Source organism: Paenibacillus sp. OAS669 (assembly GCF_014873645.1).
In the GTDB taxonomy this organism is placed as follows: Bacteria; Bacillota; Bacilli; order Paenibacillales; family NBRC-103111; genus Paenibacillus_S; species Paenibacillus_S vulneris.
This window is the reverse complement of sequence record NZ_JADBDR010000014.1, coordinates 1-22,029: the sequence shown is the minus strand read 5'-3', so window position 1 is coordinate 22,029 and position 22,029 is coordinate 1. Positions and strand designations below refer to the sequence as shown.

Sequence of the window (22,029 nt, the reverse complement as noted above, 5' to 3'; positions counted from 1 at the left end):
CGTCCGGGCCACATGCTGACCGGAAGCCGCCAAAGGCGATTATTGTTGAGAGGCGTTGATTCCCTAGATCATGGCTAAGAAATCGTCTCCCTTTTATGAACGGACATCGGATGATTTCATGAAGATTTCTATGAGACTGGTAAAACTGTCCCCAGCATGACCCTTCTCTACCCCTCGTTTGAAAATATCCAGAACCGCAGATGGCAAAGCAATATCGATGCCGGCATCCTCTGTTGTATGAACGACGTGCTCGACGCTCGCAACCCCCATAGCCAGTCGGTCCACATCGCCAGGATGCTTACCGGCGTCAAGTCGCGGTGTGTAGAACTTAACAAATGTTGGCAATGATGACAGCGTTGCTGAAGCATATGGCAGGAACTGCCCCGCCGTTATGCCGTTCGCGCTTGCCACTGCAAATGCGTGCAGGTAGCCCAGCATGGACGTCCAGAATATATCCATCTGGATCTGATAATACAGCATGGCAAGTCCATGATCCTCACCTCGATAGTCAGTGCCGGTGAGGACTTCAAGATCCTTCTGGTGAGCCTCGAACACCTCTTTTGGACCGCTGTAGTACGTGTAAGAGTCCGGCTTACCGATACCGGAAGGCGGAACCTGTACTCCCCCGGTAATCAGGCTGGCCCCACGGTCGGTTAACCATTTTGCTGCCGTACGAACTTTTTGCGGAGTATCCGAACTCAGATTGACGAGAACCTTGCCGGACAATTGTTCCGAAGCCGATTCAAGGATTTCATACATTACATCGTAATCCGTAAGGCTGAGGATCGCCAGATCATTTGCGTCCAACGCCTCTTTGATGGTGGATGCTTTGACGGCTCCCCTCAATGCAAGCTCGTCCGCTTTGCTGGTGGTTCGGTTCCATACGGTTACCTTATAACCGTGCTCCAGATAAACGCCCGCCATCGCCTGGCCCATCGGACCCAGGCCGATGATAGTCACCGATTTGCTTTTCCCTGCTGCATGTGCATTGCTATTCAATGTAAAAAACCCCTTTCATGATAACCTCAAGGACATCATAAAGGATTACACTAGTGTCAAAGTCAACACAAAAAACAAAACGGCCCAGGAGCATTTCATTATCTCCGGGGCGTGTCTGCGTCAGACGGTGTTTGTTTCCTCTTCGTTATATCGATTTGTCTCTCCAACAATCTTCTCAGAGCATGAAGCGCTTCGATCTGATGATTTACATTCCCAAGCTTCTGTTCATACGTCGCCAGCATTTCCTCGCAAAATTCATATTCGTCGGGATCCGCCGTCTCGCCTTTGAACAAAGTTCCGATTTCATCGGTCGTTAGTCCGAGCTTCAAGTATAGTTGAATCGCTCTGACTCTTTCTACGGCAGATTCGCCGAAATCCCTATAATCATTCTCCATTCTAACGGCGTTCAGAAGGCCTTTGTTGTCATAATGCCTGATCGACCGTATACTTACGCGGGTCAATCGCGACAGCTCGCTTATTTTCATCCCGCTTGAACCTCCTTCTATGTTCGTTATAGGATAAGAAGACGCTTGTCGGAAATGGCATTATCTTAATTGGCTTCCCCATTTATATGTAGATAGGTCTAATGGGCATTTTTTTTGACGCCGGGCAGCTGGATGCCTCGCCAGATACTTACATCGCATTGTCCGTACTCGTTATCCCCCACAGCCTCCACTGTGCCGTCCGACTTAAGGCCAACGATATGACGACGACCCGCCGCTATGGTATCTTTAGGCCACCGTTTCACCTTTAACGCCGCTTCATTCGGTGAATTGTAATCCATCGGTTACCTCCTTGTAAACGTTACTCGCTTGATAATCCCCTATCCTTAGAGCATCTCTATCAGTCCCTATACGGGATATCACAACGCGGCTACCGATGCATATCGGCAACCGCGTTGTTTTTGGAACTTTTTCATTGAATACGCGTATGCGAAAGTCTCTTGTGCCGGGCTGTTTTATTGATTTTCACCCATATCCTTCGTCTTTTGCGTGCCGAGAGTGGATAATCGATACAGACCCAGAACCACGGGGTTAGCCTGTACCAACCCTTCACGTATAAGGTCTTTTAGTGAATGATTTACGTCGGATAGATCCGCAGCTTCCGTAAGTTGACCTGCAATCTGTGCCGGTGTCTGCCATTCCGTGGTTAATGTTAATAAAATGGATTGTTGCAGTGGAGTCAAGCTCAATTTTTTTCACCTCTACTTACACTTTATTCACTTATCATTATAAGGGATCTTTAATGATCATGCGAAACTGAAGCTGTATAGTTCCAAAAGTTCGCTTGTATGCGTTAAAAGACTTTGATTCCACTGAGTGCCCTGGAGAATTGTGAAAATCATCCTTTCCCACATTTATGATGATTCCATTCTATTTCCAGCCCATCACTTTTGACTTATACATCATTTATGGACTAACACCTTACATATTTTCGTTTGAAGCCAAGCTGCCCTTTATCTACGGCTTTTTGAATCGTAACGGAAGCGTTTAAAAACTTGCTTTTTGCAGAACCTGTATGAACTTCTACCGGTCCTACTTCCTTTGCGATAGCGACCGCCTTTTCATGGAGCGGAAGGTAGGATACTGCCACCGTGTAAATGAAATTGTTCATCGCGTACTTCGTACGATCCGGGGAATCATGAATCGTATGTTTAACAAGTTCCAGCAAATCAGCAATTTTCTTTTCGGAAAATTCGCTATCCGGACGATTCCCGAGCAGCCAGCAGTAGCAGCTCCAACCCGCTGACATTTTGAGCTCTATATCGCTTGCAATCCATTTATCCGAAACTTGTTGAGCTATTTCCGTTTCTGCCAAAGTGACAGCAACCACATAATCCGATAGCATATAAAAATAAGCTTTATCAATCCACCGTTCAAAATCAGCCTCTGACATGGCTGCAGGATCTGCAATCATCCCGGCAAAATACATAGCATCGTAATTCCCTGTAGCGTAGAGCTGCTCTGCCAATGGCTGATTTCGTTTTATTTTCCTGAAAAGGGGCTTCATTTCACCTGTGGCTACACCAAAAAGGGGTTCGTGCGCGCCGTTGGACTGGTATATTTTCTTGGTACGCTCCTTACCGAGAGCCTCAAGCTCTTGCATGACCATTTCTAGATTCATTGTTCGCACTTCCTTTATATAGATAGTAGTTAGTGCTTTAGCCGTCTTATCATTGAATATATCATAAATCGGCCATAATCCAATGAAATCAGAACCGCGGCCGTGAAGGAATAAAAGAAAAGAACCGCCACAAGCTTGGCGATTCTTCATTGTTATTACATATCAGTAACTGCACCTGTAGATGCTGAGGAAACTAGTCTTGCATACTTTGCCAGTACGCCCGAATTTGTTTTGAGCGGAGGCTGTACCCATGATTGCGCCCGGGCAGCAAGCTCCTCTTCCGACACTTGAAACCTAATCTGCTGAGTTTCACTGTCGATGGTGATGATGTCCCCATTCCGCAGCAATGCAATTGGTCCGCCTACCTGCGCTTCAGGTGATACATGACCGACTACGAAGCCATGGGAACCACCCGAGAACCTGCCATCCGTAATAAGGGCAACCTCCCCGCCAAGACCCTTGCCTACAATCAGTGCAGTAACAGATAGCATCTCCGGCATACCTGGCCCGCCCTTGGGACCGCAATAGCGAATAACTAGGACATCCCCTTTATGGATTTCATTTCTCAAAATGGCTTCTGTTGCGTCCTCTTCACTGTCATACACCTTTGCAGGTCCGACAAACTGCTGCTTCTTCATACCGGACATTTTGGCAACGGCGCCTTCAGGAGCGAGGTTGCCTCTAAGAACAACCAATGGTCCGCTAGGCTTCAGTGGTTTATCCAATGGGCGAATAATCTCCTGATCAGTTCGAAGAGGTGCTGCCTTGGATAGATTCTCTGCCAAGGTCTTGCCTGTGACCGTGAGGCAATCACCGTGAAGAAGACCCTCAGCGAGTAAGAACTTCATTACACCCGGAATGCCGCCAATTTCGTTCAAATCCTGCATAACAAATCGGCCGCTTGGCTTCAGATCTGCCAAATGGGGAACACGGAGGCGGATTCGCTCAAAATCATCCAATGATAAATCGACACCTACCGAATGCGCAATGGCGAGCAAATGCAGGATAGCATTTGTTGAACCTCCCAAAGCCATAACGACCGTTATCGCATTTTCAAATGCTTTTTTCGTCATAATGTCTTTGGGGTAGATCTCCTGTTCAAGCAGCGATATGACTTGTTTACCAGCCTCAACACATTCTGCCGCTTTATCAGGCGAAATGGCTGGCGTAGAAGAGGAGCCCGGAAGGCTCATACCCATTGCTTCTGCAGCAGCGGCCATGGTATTGGCGGTGTACATGCCGCCGCAAGAGCCTGGACCCGGACAAGCGCTACATTCTACCTTATGGAGCTGTTCATCCGTCATTCTTCCATCATGATATTGTCCGACCGCTTCGAAAGCCGTGACGATATCAACTTTTTTACCGTCGAGATTGCCCGGTTGGATCGTTCCTCCATATACGTAAACGGAAGGAATATTTAACCGTCCAATTGCCATCAAACAGGCGGGCGTGTTTTTGTCGCATCCACCGATCGCCACAAGACCGTCAAACCGCTCAGCTCCTGTTACAATCTCAATAGAATCCGCGATTGCTTCCCTGCTTGGCAGCGAGAACAGCATGCCTCCATGGCCCATTGAAATACCATCTGAGACTGTGATCGTATTAAAAATCAGCGGAGCACCACCATGATTACGCACCCCAAGCTTAGCTTGAACAGCCAATTCATTAATATGCATATTGCACGGTGTTACCTCACTCCAGGTGCTGGCTACGCCAATCATCGGCTTTTTGAAGTCCTCATCTTTAAAACCAACGGCACGCAGCATCGCTCTGTTCGGTGCCCGGTTCACACCCTCGCTGATTACCTTACTGCGAATACGAAGATCCTTTCCGCTCGCCATTATTCCTCTCCCCTGTCTATTAAAGTAATTCGTGCAGCTCCTGCATCGGACGGATGAAGTTTTGCTTCATTATTGCCTGAGCGCGATCGCTATCTTTCTGCTCAAAAGCTGAAATAATCGAAGCATGCTCATCGACTGAAGCTTGTGTCGCCGTAACCGGCTGCTTTAAGAAGACGTATTTAAAGCGCCGGATATGAATCTGAAGCGACGCGCTGAATGAAGCGATATAAGGATTGTCCGAGAGCTCCACGATAAGGTTATGGAACTGTTCATCCGTCTCCATGGCCTGGTAAGCTTGACCGTTATTAATGGCACTAGCAAAATCGTGATTAATCGATCGAAGCTGCTCAATTTGCTCTGGTGCAATAATCTTAGCGGTAATTTCAGCTGCTAAAGCCTGAAGAACTGCCATCGTTGAATACATCTTGAAGATGTCATCCTTCTCAATTTCCGTCACTTTTGTTTCTTTTCCAGGATGCGTCGAAACGAGCCCTTGCACTTCGAGCAGCTGAAATGCTTCCCGAATCGGTGTACGGCTAACTCCAAGCGACTCCGCTAATTCGGCGTCAATAAGTTTTTCCCCTGGTTGAAGCGTACCATCGATAATCCATCGTTGAATTTGGGAAAAGGCTCTTTCTTTTGCGGACATCCGCGCGGGCGAAACGAAATTTTTGGGTACTGGCAATTTTATCATCCTTACTTTTTTGATCTTATATGCAATATATCGCATACATATATGAAATGCAATAGGTTATTTTTAATCTTTATTTGTATCCCAATGATGATTTCATCACTTCCTTGTTGAAATCAATTTAAGACCCCATCACGTTACACTGCCATCTACAAAAAAAATGGACGCTCCTACGCTTTAGCATAGGCTTCGTCCATACTCTCATTTGCATTTATCTAGATCTAGTCGGAAATGTTACTTCCTTACTTCTTTTTCTTGGGAGATAACTGAACTGTGTTGGCTGGAAATGCATGTACCGTCAGATCATTGATATAATATTCTATATTTGTATATCCTTGTCCCAGGTAATCTCCCCTCGATTCCAGAGTACCATCAGGTGCATAAGCGCTGTTCGGATTAAGACCTCTCGCCTTCTCCCAGTCGTCAGGCATACCGTCTCCATCTGTATCTGTCGACGCGCCGGTCAACACTGCATCAGGATAGGTGTACTTAACTCCAGTCTCAATATGGTATTTATCAAGCTGAGCTTTTTGTTCATCCGTAGCCTCCGAATAAGGTCTAGCACCTGTAAGCGATCCTTTACCCGTCCTAGTTTCCTGAACAACCTGCTTGTCAATTTCCGTCCTTTGATTCGCACTTACCGCTGCACCGGCGTAATGCAGCACATGATTGTAGGAATCCTCCGCACTTTCCGCGTAGACGGCTGTAGATACATTGACCCCGTTTACGAGCATTTCGAAAGGTACATCCGAACGGGTATTTTCTTCTGTTTTTCCAGAGCCATATTTAATTCCAGTCCAGTTATCCGAGGTAAACGTGCTGTATTCTGTATTGTCCTTATTAAGGAAACGATTCCCCTTTAAATAAATAGAAAAGTTTTCGGGACTTGTTCCGCTATCGCCGACACTTATATAATTGAAGCCCCCTTTGGTTGAAACACCCGTTTTCAATGTGTTGTTTACATAATTTTCATGACCTAAAGTTCCATAAGCCGTTTCATATCCCCAATTATAAATGACGTTATTGGTAAAATCGATTGGATTGGTTCCTACCACTTTCCCTCGGAAATTGCGAGATACGTTATGCACAATCAGATTATGATGCCATGAAGCATTAGCTCTGCCAAGCATAACCCCAAACCCGTGAATTCCCTTGGAATGGTAGGAGAATGAATTCGATGGACCAATAATGGAGTACTGTACCGTGTAGTTATCATTTTTTGAATAAAGCCCCCATTGCTCATCATTCGCCCAGCCAATGGAAACATGGTCGACGATGGAGTTGCTTCCGTTTGAACCTCCGAATGCATCATAATCCTTCGCAACACCTCGTTCACCAGGCCTTGAACTGATAAAGCGAAGGATAATATTATCGCCGCCAAGACCGATTTTATAGTTTTTCAATGTAATTCCTGCGCCGCCCGGGGCGGTCTGGCCTGCTACGGTCACGTTGGATTTGACAACGACATCGCTTTGTAATTCAATGGTTCCTCCAACTTTAAAAAGAACGATTCTATTAGGCGTCCCAACCGCATCTCTGAATGAACCTGGGCCACTATCATTCAGATTAGTAACATACACTACATCGCCTCCTCTTCCACCTGTTGCAAACTTCCCTCCGCCTTCAGCTCCGGGAAAGGCAATGACATTTTGGGGAGCAGCTGCCGCCGCACCATTGACATGGTTGCCAGTCGTGCAAAATAATGATAATGTCACCGATAGGCAAACTGAAATTCCGCATAGCTTTTTCATTTTTGACTTATTCAATTTGAGCATACATGTAACCTCCTATTATAGTCTAGCTGTGAGTCTCTGTAATGAAATAGACAACCATGATTGAGCTTGGCGCATCCAATGATTCGACTTCCCCCCCTTGCTCTGCAAACTTGATGCCGCAAGCCGCTGCCCTTCCGGTATAGACCTCGCCACTACCAGTAAGCGCTTACAGTTCTTCATTATACCTATTATTTCAAAATCCTTATGGGGGTCACACATCATAGTTGTAGGGTAGTTACCTTTTTTTGCTGAACAAAAAGCTGCTGACACAGAGAATCCCATAGAAAGTGTTATGTTAGTGCCAGTAATTCGCCGGGTCGAATCCGGAACTCAAATAACCCTCACCTTGTTCCCAAGAAGAGGGCTGCTCTCACACCATTGGATTCTCTTTTTTTCTTAGTTCTTAGATTGCATTTCCTTAATGATTTCTAGAAACTGATTGACATCCTCGGATGGCTGCAAAGGATATAGCAAACCATAGGGTATAGTGAAATCCAAATCGCTAGGAAGGGTCACCAAGGACGGATGAATATCTTTCCATGCATCCAATGTTAGCATGATTGTATTACTTTCTACGCAGCGGTTGAATACGTCAAGATCATATAGGCGCGGAATATATTTAATTTTGATTTGAGGATGGTTCCTTATCAAAAAATCGCGAATTGTTTCAATTGCGGCGCATTTTCCGCCGTTCACCACAACCAGCTTCTCCCCATATAAATCTTTGACAGACAATGTTTTTTGGAAAGCCAGCCGATGGTTGCGAGAGACTGCAAAGCAAAAGCGGTAACTGCCTAGTTCTAGCACGCGGAAATAATCCTTCCAGTTATCTGTAAGTGTTGGCCCTACGATGAAATCAAAGTTTTGGCCAAGGGTACGATACGTAGTTGGGAGTGTATAAGCATCATCCTCAAAATGGACGATGTTGATCTTAAACTGCGGATATTGATCGCTGATTTCATTCCATAGATCGAGCAAAACCTTGCATGGATTAAGCATAGAGGTCCCAACGCGAATAACCTGACTTGTCTGTGCGGCATGACGTGTACGCAGCAGGGCTTCTTGAAAATACTGCAGCATAAATGCCGCATCCTTGCTAAACGATTTTCCGGCCTCAGTGAGTCCAACACCATGATTCGTGCGAGTCAAAAGAGGAACTCCTATTTGCTTCTCCAGCAAATTCATTTGCTTCATCACTGCGGTTGGAGAAACAAATAGTTTCTCAGCCGCTTTGGAAAAGCTTCCGGACTCCGCCACCTGAATAAACGTATTCAACTGTTCATTCATTATTAAGCCTTCTCTCCGTATAAACTAATAGTTAATACCATGCTAACCTATTTGAACTTCCGTATCAAGCACTCCAACTGTAACATTAGAGAGGAACTCAGAGAAAATGAAAGGAGCAACAGCAATGTATAAAAGAAAATTGAGAGATTTGGAAGTGTCCGCGATCGGCTATGGCTGCATGGGATTATCTATGGGATATGGTGCTGTACCGGAGCGCCGTGATGCGATTCGCCTGATTAACGAGGCTTATGAATTAGGCTGTACTTTTTTCGACACGGCTGAGATCTACGGTATGGGGTCTAATGAGGAGCTGGTGGGTGAAGCGCTGAGGCCGATCCGGGATCAAGTTGTGATTGCTACAAAGATTATGTATGAAAAAAGCGACGAAGCGAGCTCGACTGAAAAGATGCTGCAGCAAATTAGAGGGCGCGTGGATGCTTCTCTGAAGAGGCTTGGAACCGATCGTATCGACCTCTACTATCAACACAGAGTGAATAAGAACATACCGGTGGAAGAAATCGCATACTGTATGGGCGGGCTGATTAAAGAAGGAAAAATACTGGGCTGGGGGCAGTCGCAGGCCACAGAAGATGAAATCCGACGCGCACATGCGGTAACTCCATTGACTGCGATTCAGAGCGAGTATTCAATCATGGAGCGGATGTTTGAAAGAGATGTGATCCACACATGTGAAGAGCTGGGAATTGGCTTCGTACCTTTCTCCCCGCTTGCCAGCGGATTTTTGTCCGGGAAAATCCAAGCAGATACGGAGTTTGTTGGATTTGACGCAAGAAGGGTGATCACCCGCTTCAGCAAGGAGAATAGGTTAGCCAATCAGCCGCTGCTGGATTTATTAACGCGATTTGCAGCATTAAAGAATGCCACCCCGGCACAAATTTCTCTGGCATGGATGCTGCATAAAAAAGATTTTATTGTTCCTATCCCCGGTTCACGAAATTTTGAGAGAATTCAGGAAAATCTGGGGGCGGCTGATGTCGAGCTAACGGATGATGAGTATAATCAAATTGAGAATGAACTTGCTAAAATCGAGATCCACGGCAACAGAACGGATGAAGATATTGCTAAGCTGCGGGATCTCTTGTGAATATAATTGCTGCGAAAAGAAAGCTTGGCATGTCAACGGGCAATGATGACCAACGATTGACATAGCAGCACGCCCAACGCAAAGCCGCCGACCATATCGGCGGCCTAGTTCGTTATTTCAGATCTCGATATAGATGGCATTAGTAAAAGCAATCATCGTCCGGCACCTGTTCATCGTGCCATACAGCTCCGCCCGAAGCCATGATAAAGAGGAAGCATCAAGAGAGACATTTGTCTCGCGAACGCCTGACGGCAGCGCTATCGATTGGATAACCCCTTCGTTGCCGACTAGCTTAACCTCAAGCGTCTGCTCAGGCAGTGACCAGCAGGCAGCCCGGCGCCCAAAATCCAAATGAACCGATACTTCGATCGTCTTGGATCGCTCCATAAGCTTCATGACGCCGCCGATGCCCGTCTCTCCGCCCTCTCCGGAGGCCGTTATCGTCAGAAGCGGCCCCATTGACACGGCGACTGCCCCGCAGGCAATGCCCGACACCGGATTATCGCCAGCGATGTAGGTGACGGCGACCGGCTCCCGCTCCGCTGCGTCCGGCGCCGAATCATGCCAGTCACGGCCGCAGGTCGCCGCTATGCGATAGCCCCGGTTCAGCGCTTCCGTCCATAGGGCAAACGCCCGCTGATTACTTGTCTTCACGGCGGGAAACGTGCCTGACCATACCTCGATAAAATCGATGTCGCGCCAATCTTCGATTTCGTACTCCCAATAACAGCCGGTGCACATGGGACTGCCGACCCGATACGGATGCGCGAGACCGGCCAAAGCGCCTAGCGCCTTCACCTCGCGCAATCCATACGCCAAATCGTTGACGCCCAACATACGCCAATCCGCATAGCTCCCGGTGGGCAACCCCAAGACGAGCATATGACCGTAAAAGGTCGTCCATTCCAGCCCGTTCTCTATCGAGATGCCGGACTCGTGCTCGGCTTCTTCCTTGTGGAGCAGCCCCGAGGTCGTATTATGATCGGTCAGAGCTATCCAGTCCAGCTCCAGCGCCGCTGCGGCGAGCGCCAGCTCACGCAGCGTATGGCGGCCGTCACTGTGATACGTATGGGTATGAAGCTCGCAGGCAAGCCACCGTTCCTCTGCGGTTTCTCCCTTATTATGCAAGCCCATCATAAGCCTCCCCTTCGTTCCAGCCCGTCACCTTCAAGGAATAGCCGCAATCCTCCGTGACAACGGCATGAGCACTGATGGTGATCCGCCATATCCCTGCGGCCACCGGTCCCGGGAGAAATCCCGGCGACGCTTCGGTCCGGCCGACCCGGTGCGACTGCTCCGGCGAATGTCGATGCGCCGCTCCGCGGAAGCCGCTCGGATCATCGAGCGACAGCGTAAGCAAGTTGGACAGCGGGAGCGCATCCTCCCAGCGTTCCAAATAACGGCTGAGCTGGGGCTCCGCCATGTACCTCGGGGCCGATTGCCGGATCAGCTCTTCGGCTCGTTCGGTATTCTCCAGCAATTTAGGTGAGTAGCGGAAATGGATCGTCAGCCCGGCCAGGCCTTCCGGCAGCGGAAACGCGTACACGACCTGAGTCTTGGACATCACGGGCGTCAAGGTGCCTTGCGCTTCCATTAATATTCTCATGGTGCGCACCACAGCGATCCGACGGGCTCGTCAACTGTCAAGCGCAGCTCCTCCAGCGTCTCTACGGCGTCGCCCGGCAAATAATCGGCCTCCAGCATGAACGCTTTCAGCCCGCGAACCGTCACAGCGTGGTCGCCACCTCCAAGCAGCTCTGCCTCAATCGCTTCAATATCGCCTAGGACCGTCCCTGCAGGGAGCTTCACTGACGTGGTGAACCATTCGTAAGGCCCTGTATATGCGGCCCGGAACTCCCCTGCGCGAAGGTCCCCGAACGAGCCGGAGTACACCGCAGCACTTCCCTTCAGCCTAACGCGTATATCGACGCATGTACGGTTTTGCAGCACCGGGTCCTCCGCCCACTTGGATGTCTGAACGAATAAATACTCCCTCACATCCGTCACTTGCCAAGGCTCGGAGCCCGTGCCCATGGCGATTAATTGCGACAAGCGGCGGTGCCGTTCCAGCTCCCAAGCCATCATCTGATACGTGTACGGGTAAGCGTCCATCACCCTCTCGCGCGGCTCGATCGCCGGGTTCCAGCAGTACACCGGGGCAAGCAGCATCCGGTAACGCGAGGTCGGAACATCGGTGACCATGCCGTGAGCACTCGCCGATTGCAGCGCCGGGTGACCTCCCAGCACAAATTCGCCCCTAAAAGGGGTTGTTCTATGATGAAGTCCTTGATAGACGGAATCCATAATCGCTCCGTCACCATCGAGCACTAGTCTAAGTGTCCACTCGATATCGGTCAGACGTCCCCATTTGGACATGAGCATAGGAGCCGGTGTTCCCTCGTCCTCGTGGCTGTACAGCACGTGATATTCAATGACCGTCCTGTCCTCCCCTTGCGTTAGCGTGTACAGCATCAATAGCGGTGTGTCCGTGTAGCGGCTCTCGACCGGATGACCCAAATCTCTGCCGTACAGCATGGGGGCGTACCGGTAAATCATGCCGAGCGAGGAATCGCGGTCCACCCGGTAGATGGCCGCCGCCTTTACGGCCGCTTGTCGTGTGCCCGGAGAAGATTGTTCGTGAAACCGCAGCTCGAGCTCGTAATCGCCTGGCTCCAGATAACCGAGCAGCCGAGGGTATTTCAGCCAGCGGTCGCCGTAGAACACAATCACATCCTGATTGTATTCCCCGTTCAGCAGCACTTGCAGCAGGACGGATTCCTTGCCTTCAATCAGCCAATCCCCGTCGCAGGCTGCGGTTAACGCAAATTCTGCAAGCCCCGCTTTGTCCATCTGGAACTTCAGTTTAAGTTCCTGTCCGGCATCCACCAGTACAGGAACCGCCGGTTCGTAAAACATCATCCGTTGTTTCATTTATCGTCGCTCCTCCTGAATCATACTGCGAATGTAGAAATAACCCATGAACGAGCACAGGATGAACATAAAAACAGCAGTTGCACTCGTCCGGCCGATCTCCTTGTAGACACCAAACATCTGCTCCATCGCGACGCCAAGCACCTGAGGCGCATTCGGACCGATCAGGAACGGCGCGGTGAAGCTGCCGATGATGCCCATAAATACGAACGTCATCGCTACGAGCATGGTCTTGTAGGACAGCGGGATAATAAAGCGCAGCAAAATTTGCAGCCGCCCGGCGCCCGCGTCCTTGGCGCTTTCCACGATGGAATTCGGTATGCCCGATAGTGCGGAGCTGAGCATCATCGTTGCGAACGGAATGTTAAACCATAGATTCGCGAGAACGATTCCGCTGTAGCTGTAGATAACTTTCGGAAAGTAGTCTCCTCCCGCAAGCAGTACAAATCTCGCCAGCCAGCCGTGATTGCTGTACATCGAGATGATGCCGTAGGTACCAATAACCGACGGAATGAACATGGGAATAAAATAGAGCCGCCGAATCCAATCGGCAATCTTCCCTTGGTTAAACCGCAAATACATCGCAAGCAAATAACTGATGAAGATGACGATTACCATCGATACCAGGGTGATGCTAAGCGTGAACCCGATATTGCGTCTCATGAAGGAATCGGCGAACAAGAAGGTATAATTGCTCAGCGTAAAAGCTCCGGTGTCATCGTCCTTGAAGCTTTCGAGTACCGCAAGCACGATCGGAATAACGACGACGAGCAGCAGAATGAGAAAAGAAGGGATAACCATCGCTATCCCTAGATAATTATGCTGTTTGTTATTCATAGCATTCTTAGTTGCCTCCGGCTACTTCACGCTGCCAGCGCTTGTTGATTTCGTCGCCGAGCGAGCCGATCGTGAAGGTGCGGTAGCCCTTAGCTACACTTTCGAACTTCTTCTGTAATTCTTGCGGCATCTCGGACCACTTAATCCCCGGATAACCGTACATTTTGTTGATAACGACGGTCTGTGCTTCGGGGGTTAAGGCATAATTAATGAATTTCTGCGCCGCTTCCTTCTTCTCCGACATTGCCGGAATTGCAATGTAGGAAGGGCCGCCGGTAAAGGCCGGTTGGATTTGGGTCAGCTTGATCGTATCCGGCAGCATTTTCTTGCTCAGCTGCTCGAGCGCCATATCTGACCACGCGGGGATCATGTCGACTTCACCGCTCGCCAGAATGTCCATCGTGCCCTGGTTTTTCTTCGGATAAACGCCTTTTTGATACATGGAAGGCCCGAGCTCCTTGAGCAGCGCAAAGCCTTTATCCCACTGCTTCATGATTGCGGGATCCTCGTTGTGAATCGCTTCGGGAGGAAGGAAGTTATAAATTGCCGTCTGAACGAACGATGATCCCGAACCGCCGGTAGCCGGATCGTTGTACGCGAATTTTCCCGGGTGCTTGCGGATCCAGTCGTACAGCTCGTCCGCCGTCTTCGGCGGCTCGGGTACATTCTTGCTGTTGTAGGCCAGTACGACAGAGGAAGCGCGGTAAGGCACGGCCAGCTGATGAACGTCGTTCATGTAGGCGGAGTCAACCTTGCCCAAATTCGGAATCATGGACTGATCGAGCTTCTGCCATACGCCGTCTTTTTCACCCTTGGTCAGATTGCTTAGCCCGGTCTCGAACACATCGATGTCGATGCTTTTCTGACCTGCTTTCTTGGCGCCAAGCACCTTGTCGATCGCCGCTCCCTCAGCCTGACCGTCCGGCAAATGAACGAGCTTGACCTTGATTTCCGGGTTCGCCTTCTCGAATTGCGGCGCCAGCGTCTCCCACATTTCCTTGACGTTGGCCGAGCCGGAGAAGTAGAAGTTGATTTCGACAGGCTTCGCTCCGCCGGATTGTGCAGCTCCCACCGCACCGCCATTCGTAGCAGCTTGTTCTACCTTGCCGCAGCCGCTCAGAGCGACAACTATCGCCGCAGCGGCAAGCACCAAGGTCTTGCCCTTAAGAACTCTGATTTGTTTCAACCCTTTTTTCATCAATGCCGCCTCCTCAAATTCGTTACCTATTTATCCTGCATATGCGGTTACCCGCGTGAAACCGATGGATATGGATTGTCCGGAATGAAGCGACACAGCCCGCTCACGGGGCACGAACAGCTTGACCGGTCCGGCGGTGGTGTCGGCCGTCACTTCGGCGTAATGTCCCAGGATCATCACTTGACGAATCGTCGCGGGGAACACGTCCGCGCGGTCTTCTCCCTCCCATTCGAAGATGAACACATCCTCTGGGCGGACCGCTGCGGTAACCGCCCCGTCCAGCTCGCGCCCGACCGGGAAGCTCCGTCCCTGAATATCGACCGAAACTCCGTGCCCGCGTCCGGACAGGAAATTCATTCGTCCGATAAATTGGGCAACGAACAACGTCTCCGGATGATCGTAGATGCGCTGAGGCGTATCGATTTGCTCGATGCGTCCGGCATTCATGACAACGATCCGGTCGGAGATCGACAGCGCCTCCTCCTGATCGTGCGTGACGAAAACCATCGTCAGGCCCGTGCTTGCCTGTATATCCCGCAGCTCTTCGCGCATCTCGAACCGGAGCTTCGCATCGAGCGCCGAGAACGGCTCGTCGAGCAGCAGCACCGCCGGCTCAAGAAGCAAGGCTCTGGCGACCGCAACCCGCTGCTGCTGGCCGCCGGACAGCTGACCAGGCATCTTGCTCTCGATGCCAGGCAGACGAACAAGCTGCAGCGCCTTATCGACGGCGGCGCGTATCTCCTCTTTTTTCTTCTTGCGGATTTTCAAGCCGAAAGCGAGGTTATCGAATACCGTCATATGCGGCCACAGGTTGTAGCTTTGAAACACCATCGCTGTCGGGCGCTTCTCCGGCGGCACTTGGAGGACGCTTCGTCCTTCGATTAGAATGTCTCCGCTGTCCGGTTCCAGGAAGCCCCCTACGGCGCGGAGCACTGTCGTCTTGCCGCAGCCGGACGGGCCGAGAAGCGTTACGAGCTCCCCTTTGTTTACATCCAGGCTTACGCCTTTGACTCCATCCCCCGTTTTAAACACCTTCATGAAGTTTTGAATCGATAACTGAGGTTGTTGGAAAGTCATTGCATCCTATGCCCCCTATTTGATGGTAAATCCGCTCGATAATACATCGGCGCTGATGAAACGACGTGCGGCTAGCAGCAGAAGAAGCGTGGGCAGTGTCAATAGTATTGAGAACACCCCTCCCGCGGTCGTCGGATAGTTCTGAACGATCGTATACATGATCAGCGGCATCGTACGAAAATCCGGGATGCCGACCATAAAGGTTCCCTGGGCCTCGTCCAGAGAAGAAAGAAACGTGAAGATCGAGGCAACGACGATACCGGGAAGCGCCATCGGCAGCGTGATGTACCAGAACACACGGAACGGACCGGCCCCCGCATCCCGCGCCGACTCTTCCTGGGAAAGATGGACGCTCTTGAAGGCCGCCGCTGGAATCCAGGTCATGTACATCAGCGTGTTGACCATATGAATGAGCACGACACCGAGAAACGTATTCATCAGGTTCAGCTTATAGAAGAGAACTGCAATCGATACGTACAGCCCCATCTTGGGAAAAGCGTGGGTTAACAAAAACGAAAATAAAAACAGCTTGCTTAAGCGAAACCGCATCCGGGCGAACGCATAAGCCGCCGGCAAACAGAGGATGACAGACAACAGGGTTACGACCGCGGCGATCCCGAAGGAGAGTGAGATGGATTCGATCACCTCGTTCTGGGTCAATACATAGGTCCACCAGGAGAGCGACCATTCCTGAGGCAAAATCGCAGGATACTGCCACTTTCCTGAGAAAGCCAGCACCAATAGATTAAGCAGCGGTCCCATGAAGAAGATGGCGAAGATCAGCAGGACAGCCCATTCGATCCACGCTTTGCCGGAGAAGATTCTCAGGTTCCAGCTCATACAAAGCTCCTTTCCATTTTCTAAGAGGTATAGACATCTATAGGATTATAATAGCCGATGATTATTAGCAGATCATCAAGCGGGGATAAATAATTTGTAAAGGCTTGGACGATACGCAGGGTGTTGGAAGCATGGATTAGTAATCAATGAAAAGCCCCGGTCTGAAGGACAGACCGGGGCTTAATCGGAAGCTGTGGAATTACGTTGTGCGCCGAATCCGGAACGTAAACACATCGTTACGTAAGTAATCGAGCGAATATAGCACAGGTTTGTTGGCGTCGTCATAATGTACCTGCTTTAGCAGCAGGACTGTCGTTTGCGGATGGAGCAGCAGCCGCTGGCAATTGCGGTCGATATGAAGCGGCACACAAATTTCCGAATCCGCCGTCGTAATTTTGCGGCCGAGGCGGCTTTCGAAATAATCCAGCAGTGAACCGTGGAATTCGCCTTGGTCAAAGGCATCACCGGCAATACTGCGCGGAATTATATTGATGGAGAAGGCGACCGGTTCCCCCTCCGCGGTGCGCACGCGTTCCAGGATAACAACTTCATCGCCCGGACGGATGTCTAGCGCCCGCGCAGCCTCCGGAGAGCAAGCCTCCGTCTTGAGAGACACGCGGCTTTCCCCTTCGTCCAGCTGCGCCGTCCGGATGATATGGCCAATGCTCGTCAGCTTCTCCAGCGAACTCGGGATAAGCGGCAGCGGCTGAATAACGAAGGTCCCTACGCCGTGTTTGACAAGCAGCCTCCCTTCTTTCTCCAGCATGCGGACCGCAGCCCGGAACGTTTCGCGGCTGACTCCGAATTCTTTGGCCATTTGCAGCTCGGACGGAAGACGCTGGCCGACGCGCAGCTGCCCGTTCTCCATCATGGACTCCAGGGACTGCTTGATCAATTGCTGCTTCGCTAGCATAAGATAACATCTACTCCTCTAGACATCTTTACACTTCCTATTGTGAACGAAGCATGGAAACTTGTCAACGCTGTGCTGACCGGTTACAACGGCCTAACCACCCTTTGCAATTGATCGGGGCTTAGGCGGCCGCAAGGGATTCGAAGACTAAGCTCAAAAAAGCATTTCAACATTCAAAGCATGTCCGGTTTCATACGACGTAAATATGAGTTTTAAGCATAGCCTATAAATGAAAAAACACCGCATCCGGATGATCGGTTACGGCATTTTTTGCACGTCAAGCTTCAGCTTTTCTTCGGTTCCTGTGCCCTCCATCGGCGTAAAGACGCAGCAGTGAATGTCCTCATTGCCGTTAATATGGGCAAAGGTATTGATTTCAAAGGATAGCGGGCCAAGATCCGGGTGGTCAAGCTGAAATGGCTGCGCCTGCTTCTCCCGGACATCATGCCGCTCCCATAACACCGCGAATTCCTCACTTTCCTCGGAAAGCTTTTGCGCAAACATCTCATACCACGGGTCCCCGCTGGATTGTCCATGGTATGCACGGAGAATGGCGGCACTGTAAGCGGCAAATTGTTCCCAGTTCAGGACGCGATCCCGCAAATATGGATTCATGAAGATGGACCAGACCATGTTGCGGCCCATTCCGGGTTCTGCCAGAAAGTCATACAACCATCGCGGCGCTATGTGATTCCATGCCATGATTTCGGTCCGGCGGTTGACAATAATGGCGGGATACATGAATTGATCAATGATCTTCTGTATTCCCGGCTCCACCGGCGTGAAGGGCATTGGTGCGGACCATTCCGGAAGATCGCCGAATCCCGCCAGCCGCATGACATGCAGCTTTTCGTCAGGCGACAGGAGCAGTGCCCTGGCGATATTTTCCATGACTTCCCTGGAAGCGGCGACATCTCTCCCTTGCTCCAGCCACGTGTACCAGGTGGTACTGACATTGGCAATCTCCGCCACCTCTTCACGGCGAAGTCCAGGGGTTCTCCTTCTTCCATATCCCCCGCCCATACCGACGTCACTTGGCTGAAGCCTAGCCCTGCGCGATTTTAAAAATTCCCCGAGCAAATTCCGGGTTTGCGTCATTGCAGCAGCACCTCCGAGATGTTCAGCGTTTCCTCAACTATAACATTCTAATGATACCATCCCTCCCGCCACAAAAGAAAGCCTCCAGTCCGCGCTTGGGGCGGGCTAGAGGCAGCAGGGTAATCCCCTTTTTGCGAGTGTTCACAAGACCGCAGGGAACAATAAAGCGATAACTCTTAGCCCATCTGCAGGACTAGTTTTCCCGATGTTTGCCGACTCTCGAGCAGACGGTGCGCCTCGGATGCGTTCTCCATCGGGTAGATGCCGTACACCTCCGAGCGGATCTTCCCGCAGGCAAGCAGCTGCATCGCCTCGCATGCCGCTTGGCCCACGGCTTTCGGATCATAGACGGCATACGCCCCCAGGTTAAATCCGGCGATGTTCATGTTGCCCAACCAAATATCGTTCGTATTGTGCAGCACTTCGCCGCCGCTGGCATTGCCCAAAGCGACGATTTGTCCGAGCGGTCTCAAGAGCTCCAGGCTGCGAGCCCGCGTCTCTCCGCCGACCGGGTCAAACACGGCATCGACGCCCTGTGCTCCTGCAATCCGTTTCGTTTCCTCCACAAAATCCGACCGCAGCAGCAGTTCATCGTATCCAAGCGATGCGGCCAATTTGATTTTATCCGGCGAACCAACCGTTCCAAGTACCCTCGATGCACCAAACCGCTTGGCGACTTGCCCGAGAAAGCTGCCGAGTCCGCCTGCTGCGGCATGAACCAGAACCGTGTCCTCCTCCCGCATCCGATTCACTTGCTTGACCGCCATGTAGGCTGTAGTCAAGTTAACGATGGAGGCCGCCGCCTCGGCCATGCTCAGCTCTCCTTCCAGCGCATCTAGCGGTACTGTAAGCTGAGGTGTTACTCTGGCCTGAGTGGCGTATCCGCCAAGCTCAAGCAGCTTCATAGAAGCAACCGGCTGGCCGATCCGGAATCCCTCCACCCCGTCTCCTATGGAGCGGACATATCCGGACACCTCAATTCCTGGAGTCAGCGGAAAAGGAAATAGCTCGGTGAACTCGCCCTTACGGATCAAAATATCCACGAGCCCGACGCCCGCATAAGCTACATCTATGATCATCTCCCCATATCTGGGTGCAAGCCCCGGCATTTCCTTGACCTTAAGCACCTCTGCCCCGCCTGCTCTTTCAATAACAACCGATTTCATTGTGATAACCTCCAGGAAAAATAGTAATATTCATGGGATTATCTTACCAAGGAGGGTCTAAGGCAGACAGGTTCAGTTTATACGGGTATAAAAAGTAACAGGTTTCGCCTCGGCTGGGACAGGCCATTTGTCTTTTGCCATACAAAATGCAGCATTAGCTTTCTGAAATCAGAACAGACCAATCTGCTTCTTTAATCCATGTCCGGTCGCTGAATTCACGGCCGCGCAGCACGACCTTGTCGGGATATACCTCTATGTACAAGCCTTGTGCAGCATCCTTCCTTACATTTTCGTATTTGGTATTCATCACGAGACCAATTGACGAGTTCCTGAACCAGTGGAACGTTTCTTGGATATAATGCTCCGTGTTTACGGTAAAGTCCTGATGCGTATGCCCGGAAAAAACGAATACGTTACGGTATGGTTTCAAGATCTCTCGGAACTCCTTGGCTTTGATCAGCATATGATTGCCTCCATCCTGGCCTATCGGCGGCAGCTCTTGGTGAATCATAACAAAGACAGGCTTACCGTCATTGTTTTCTGCCATCTTGCTCCGAAACCAGCTCATTTGCTCGTCCGAGTACCATGCGCCTTCGCCCACTTCCGGTCTTTCCTGAATATACGCTTCCTGCGACAGGAGAATAAAATGGAACCCGTTCAGCCACACGTCATGGTAAGGCTTCTCAAGATTGAACATGGATGTGAACGCCTGCCGAGCCATGCTATCGGTCTTACCGTTCGGGAACGAATCATGATTCCATGCACCATCCTTTCCGATCCAAACATTATAATAATCGTGGTTCCCCATATTGGCATATACCGGCGGAAGCTCGTATCGTGACATGATATTTTTGAACTCCCTGTAATCAGCCGTTGTTCCCGAATCGGTAATATCCCCGGTAATAACGATTGCTTGTACTTTATCTCCGAACGTCTTTATATCGTCAAGAGCCTTTCGCAGGTGATTGGATTGGGCGGTAATTCCCGAGTTGATATGCAGGTCGCTTATAATGAAAAAGGATAGTAACGGTCCAGCGTCTTCCGTTGGTTGCTTCTCATCTGTTACACTGCCTGGTGGTGCAGCCGTCGAAGGCATCGCTCTATTATCGCCCTCAGCCCCTCGAAATCGGCGGGACGTAATAAGTCCAGAAATGGTTAGGATACTCGCCCAAACAGCTGCGATCAACCATTTAATAAAGTTTCGTCTTGTCATTGAGTAATGATTTTTCCTTTCAGAATAAGGTTATGAATTCCGTTCTTCTTGGCATAAATAAGCGTTAACTTCATACTGTTAATCAAACTCAATTGATTAATCAACTTACGTCTATTATTATATAAGTAAGACTATGCTTATCAATGGTTAAAGATCCGTAATCTGTTGATTATTCAACACAGTGTTTGAAAATGCTCAATATCTATGAAAGCTTGGTGAATAGTTACGATGACCAAAGTGGACCGGAGAATTCTTAAATCACAAGAAGCTATGAAAAAAGCGGTTATTGAATTAATGACGGAAAAAAGTTTCGATGAAATTACCATTCAGGATATAGCCGACCGGGCAAATATTAACCGCGGTACTATCTATCTTCATTATCAGGACAAATTTGATCTGTTGGACAAGCTTATAGAGTCATACATTAACGAATTAAGGGAGATGGGTGAATGGGCTTGCAGATTGGATTGGAGCAGCGCACTCTTGCCCTTTTTCGAATATTTTGAAAAAAACTATGTATTCTTTTCGACTATGTTAGCGAGTAAAGGGGCCCCTTCATTTCGAAAACGGCTTCTTGATTATATTACCGAAGGGTTTCAAGGCGAGATTGATAGAGAAAGCGGAAAAAATAAGGATCTAAGCGAAAATGTTATGCTGCAATATGCGGGAACCGCTTATGTAGGTGTCATTGAATGGTGGATCAGAAATGATATGCCGTACCCGCCTGAAGAAATGGCGAAACAAGTTGGGACACTGCTCGAGAGAAGCCTTTAGCCGCCCGCCCGATCATACTGATCAAAGCATTTCCGGATGTCCCCCACGAAAAAAACCGCCGGTTCGGGACTGTTGACAAACGTATCAATTTAATAGGTTTTTTGGAGGGCCGTGTAGAATTTATTTCTATACGGTCTATTCTTACTTGGGGGGGGATTTT

22 protein-coding genes are annotated in these 22,029 nt (G+C 50.0%); 2 read left to right on the top strand and 20 right to left on the bottom strand.

Annotation, left to right across the window (positions count from 1 at the left end; all coding sequences use genetic code 11):
• Window positions 1-93 precede the first annotated feature (93 nt).
• The 9 genes from GGC63_RS25385 to GGC63_RS25345 form a co-directional block, all read right to left on the bottom strand.
• Window positions 94-999: an NAD(P)-dependent oxidoreductase gene (locus GGC63_RS25385; protein ID WP_225948496.1), complete on the bottom strand. Its 906-nt coding sequence runs from the start codon at window positions 997-999 to the stop codon at window positions 94-96.
• A gap of 98 nt (window positions 1,000-1,097) precedes the next feature.
• Window positions 1,098-1,484, bottom strand: a complete 387-nt coding sequence (locus tag GGC63_RS25380; RefSeq protein WP_192704699.1) for a MerR family transcriptional regulator — start codon at window positions 1,482-1,484, stop codon at window positions 1,098-1,100.
• Between the two features lie 98 nt (window positions 1,485-1,582).
• Window positions 1,583-1,783, bottom strand: coding sequence for an RCC1-like domain-containing protein (locus GGC63_RS25375; RefSeq protein WP_192704698.1), 201 nt, complete (start codon window positions 1,781-1,783; stop codon window positions 1,583-1,585).
• A gap of 174 nt (window positions 1,784-1,957) precedes the next feature.
• A complete protein-coding gene (locus GGC63_RS25370) occupies window positions 1,958-2,191 on the bottom strand; it encodes a hypothetical protein (protein ID WP_192704697.1) in 234 nt (77 codons plus the stop codon).
• Window positions 2,192-2,415: 224 nt separating this feature from the next.
• The gene (locus GGC63_RS25365; RefSeq protein WP_192704831.1) at window positions 2,416-3,123 is read right to left on the bottom strand and encodes a DNA alkylation repair protein; all 708 of its coding nucleotides are present in this window, start codon (window positions 3,121-3,123) and stop codon (window positions 2,416-2,418) included.
• Between the two features lie 155 nt (window positions 3,124-3,278).
• Window positions 3,279-4,964: a dihydroxy-acid dehydratase gene (gene ilvD / locus GGC63_RS25360; RefSeq protein ID WP_192704696.1), complete on the bottom strand. Its 1,686-nt coding sequence runs from the start codon at window positions 4,962-4,964 to the stop codon at window positions 3,279-3,281.
• Between the two features lie 19 nt (window positions 4,965-4,983).
• The gene (locus GGC63_RS25355) at window positions 4,984-5,649 is read right to left on the bottom strand and encodes a GntR family transcriptional regulator (protein ID WP_192704695.1); all 666 of its coding nucleotides are present in this window, start codon (window positions 5,647-5,649) and stop codon (window positions 4,984-4,986) included.
• Between the two features lie 248 nt (window positions 5,650-5,897).
• Window positions 5,898-7,430, bottom strand: a complete 1,533-nt coding sequence (locus GGC63_RS25350) for a dockerin (RefSeq protein ID WP_192704694.1) — start codon at window positions 7,428-7,430, stop codon at window positions 5,898-5,900.
• Window positions 7,431-7,826: 396 nt separating this feature from the next.
• Window positions 7,827-8,717: a LysR family transcriptional regulator gene (locus GGC63_RS25345; RefSeq protein ID WP_192704693.1), complete on the bottom strand. Its 891-nt coding sequence runs from the start codon at window positions 8,715-8,717 to the stop codon at window positions 7,827-7,829.
• A gap of 124 nt (window positions 8,718-8,841) precedes the next feature.
• On the opposite strand from GGC63_RS25345, the gene GGC63_RS25340 reads away from it, so the two are divergent.
• Window positions 8,842-9,822 carry an aldo/keto reductase gene (locus tag GGC63_RS25340; protein ID WP_192704692.1) on the top strand — a complete coding sequence of 327 codons (981 nt, stop codon included), beginning with the start codon at window positions 8,842-8,844 and terminating at the stop codon, window positions 9,820-9,822.
• A gap of 117 nt (window positions 9,823-9,939) precedes the next feature.
• Here GGC63_RS25340 and GGC63_RS25335 read toward each other — a convergent pair whose 3' ends face one another.
• From GGC63_RS25335 to GGC63_RS25285, 11 genes are all read right to left on the bottom strand, one after another.
• Complete coding sequence (locus tag GGC63_RS25335; RefSeq protein WP_225948495.1) at window positions 9,940-10,959, bottom strand: CehA/McbA family metallohydrolase; 1,020 nt, start codon at window positions 10,957-10,959, stop codon at window positions 9,940-9,942.
• Window positions 10,943-11,428, bottom strand: a complete 486-nt coding sequence (locus tag GGC63_RS25330; RefSeq protein ID WP_192704691.1) for a hypothetical protein — start codon at window positions 11,426-11,428, stop codon at window positions 10,943-10,945. The genes GGC63_RS25335 and GGC63_RS25330 overlap by 17 nt, the downstream gene beginning before the upstream one ends.
• Complete coding sequence (locus GGC63_RS25325; RefSeq protein ID WP_192704690.1) at window positions 11,425-12,753, bottom strand: hypothetical protein; 1,329 nt, start codon at window positions 12,751-12,753, stop codon at window positions 11,425-11,427. Before GGC63_RS25325 ends, GGC63_RS25330 begins: the two co-directional genes overlap by 4 nt.
• Window positions 12,754-13,590 (bottom strand): ABC transporter permease, encoded by an 837-nt coding sequence (locus GGC63_RS25320; protein WP_192704689.1) that lies wholly within the window; start codon window positions 13,588-13,590, stop codon window positions 12,754-12,756.
• A gap of 7 nt (window positions 13,591-13,597) precedes the next feature.
• Complete coding sequence (locus GGC63_RS25315) at window positions 13,598-14,788, bottom strand: extracellular solute-binding protein (protein WP_192704688.1); 1,191 nt, start codon at window positions 14,786-14,788, stop codon at window positions 13,598-13,600.
• 30 nt (window positions 14,789-14,818) lie between these two features.
• Window positions 14,819-15,865, bottom strand: coding sequence for an ABC transporter ATP-binding protein (locus GGC63_RS25310; protein WP_192704687.1), 1,047 nt, complete (start codon window positions 15,863-15,865; stop codon window positions 14,819-14,821).
• Between the two features lie 15 nt (window positions 15,866-15,880).
• Window positions 15,881-16,705, bottom strand: a complete 825-nt coding sequence (locus tag GGC63_RS25305; RefSeq protein WP_192704686.1) for an ABC transporter permease — start codon at window positions 16,703-16,705, stop codon at window positions 15,881-15,883.
• Between the two features lie 199 nt (window positions 16,706-16,904).
• Window positions 16,905-17,618, bottom strand: coding sequence for a GntR family transcriptional regulator (locus tag GGC63_RS25300; RefSeq protein ID WP_192704685.1), 714 nt, complete (start codon window positions 17,616-17,618; stop codon window positions 16,905-16,907).
• Between the two features lie 258 nt (window positions 17,619-17,876).
• On the bottom strand, window positions 17,877-18,716 hold the full coding sequence (locus GGC63_RS25295) for a helix-turn-helix transcriptional regulator (protein WP_192704684.1): 840 nt from the start codon (window positions 18,714-18,716) through the stop codon (window positions 17,877-17,879).
• A gap of 176 nt (window positions 18,717-18,892) precedes the next feature.
• Entirely contained in the window at window positions 18,893-19,882 is a 990-nt protein-coding gene (locus GGC63_RS25290) for a quinone oxidoreductase family protein (RefSeq protein ID WP_192704683.1), read from the bottom strand.
• 154 nt (window positions 19,883-20,036) lie between these two features.
• Window positions 20,037-21,095: a metallophosphoesterase family protein gene (locus tag GGC63_RS25285; protein ID WP_192704682.1), complete on the bottom strand. Its 1,059-nt coding sequence runs from the start codon at window positions 21,093-21,095 to the stop codon at window positions 20,037-20,039.
• Between the two features lie 228 nt (window positions 21,096-21,323).
• On the opposite strand from GGC63_RS25285, the gene GGC63_RS25280 reads away from it, so the two are divergent.
• Window positions 21,324-21,869, top strand: coding sequence for a TetR/AcrR family transcriptional regulator (locus tag GGC63_RS25280; protein ID WP_192704681.1), 546 nt, complete (start codon window positions 21,324-21,326; stop codon window positions 21,867-21,869).
• Window positions 21,870-22,029: the final 160 nt, after the last annotated feature.

Coding starts and splice junctions, on each gene's coding strand:
- GGC63_RS25380 (WP_192704699.1), bottom strand. CDS start 1,484: ATGAAAATAAGCGAGCTGTCGCGATTGACCCGCGTAAGTATACGGTCG.
- GGC63_RS25375 (WP_192704698.1), bottom strand. CDS start 1,783: ATGGATTACAATTCACCGAATGAAGCGGCGTTAAAGGTGAAACGGTGG.
- GGC63_RS25365 (WP_192704831.1), bottom strand. CDS start 3,123: ATGAATCTAGAAATGGTCATGCAAGAGCTTGAGGCTCTCGGTAAGGAG.
- ilvD (WP_192704696.1), bottom strand. CDS start 4,964: ATGGCGAGCGGAAAGGATCTTCGTATTCGCAGTAAGGTAATCAGCGAG.
- GGC63_RS25350 (WP_192704694.1), bottom strand. CDS start 7,430: ATGCTCAAATTGAATAAGTCAAAAATGAAAAAGCTATGCGGAATTTCA.
- GGC63_RS25345 (WP_192704693.1), bottom strand. CDS start 8,717: ATGAATGAACAGTTGAATACGTTTATTCAGGTGGCGGAGTCCGGAAGC.
- GGC63_RS25340 (WP_192704692.1), top strand. CDS start 8,842: ATGTATAAAAGAAAATTGAGAGATTTGGAAGTGTCCGCGATCGGCTAT.
- GGC63_RS25335 (WP_225948495.1), bottom strand. CDS start 10,959: ATGATGGGCTTGCATAATAAGGGAGAAACCGCAGAGGAACGGTGGCTT.
- GGC63_RS25330 (WP_192704691.1), bottom strand. CDS start 11,428: ATGAGAATATTAATGGAAGCGCAAGGCACCTTGACGCCCGTGATGTCC.
- GGC63_RS25325 (WP_192704690.1), bottom strand. CDS start 12,753: ATGAAACAACGGATGATGTTTTACGAACCGGCGGTTCCTGTACTGGTG.
- GGC63_RS25320 (WP_192704689.1), bottom strand. CDS start 13,590: ATGAATAACAAACAGCATAATTATCTAGGGATAGCGATGGTTATCCCT.
- GGC63_RS25315 (WP_192704688.1), bottom strand. CDS start 14,788: ATGAAAAAAGGGTTGAAACAAATCAGAGTTCTTAAGGGCAAGACCTTG.
- GGC63_RS25310 (WP_192704687.1), bottom strand. CDS start 15,865: ATGACTTTCCAACAACCTCAGTTATCGATTCAAAACTTCATGAAGGTG.
- GGC63_RS25305 (WP_192704686.1), bottom strand. CDS start 16,705: ATGAGCTGGAACCTGAGAATCTTCTCCGGCAAAGCGTGGATCGAATGG.
- GGC63_RS25300 (WP_192704685.1), bottom strand. CDS start 17,618: ATGCTAGCGAAGCAGCAATTGATCAAGCAGTCCCTGGAGTCCATGATG.
- GGC63_RS25295 (WP_192704684.1), bottom strand. CDS start 18,716: ATGACGCAAACCCGGAATTTGCTCGGGGAATTTTTAAAATCGCGCAGG.
- GGC63_RS25290 (WP_192704683.1), bottom strand. CDS start 19,882: ATGAAATCGGTTGTTATTGAAAGAGCAGGCGGGGCAGAGGTGCTTAAG.
- GGC63_RS25285 (WP_192704682.1), bottom strand. CDS start 21,095: ATGACAAGACGAAACTTTATTAAATGGTTGATCGCAGCTGTTTGGGCG.
- GGC63_RS25280 (WP_192704681.1), top strand. CDS start 21,324: ATGACCAAAGTGGACCGGAGAATTCTTAAATCACAAGAAGCTATGAAA.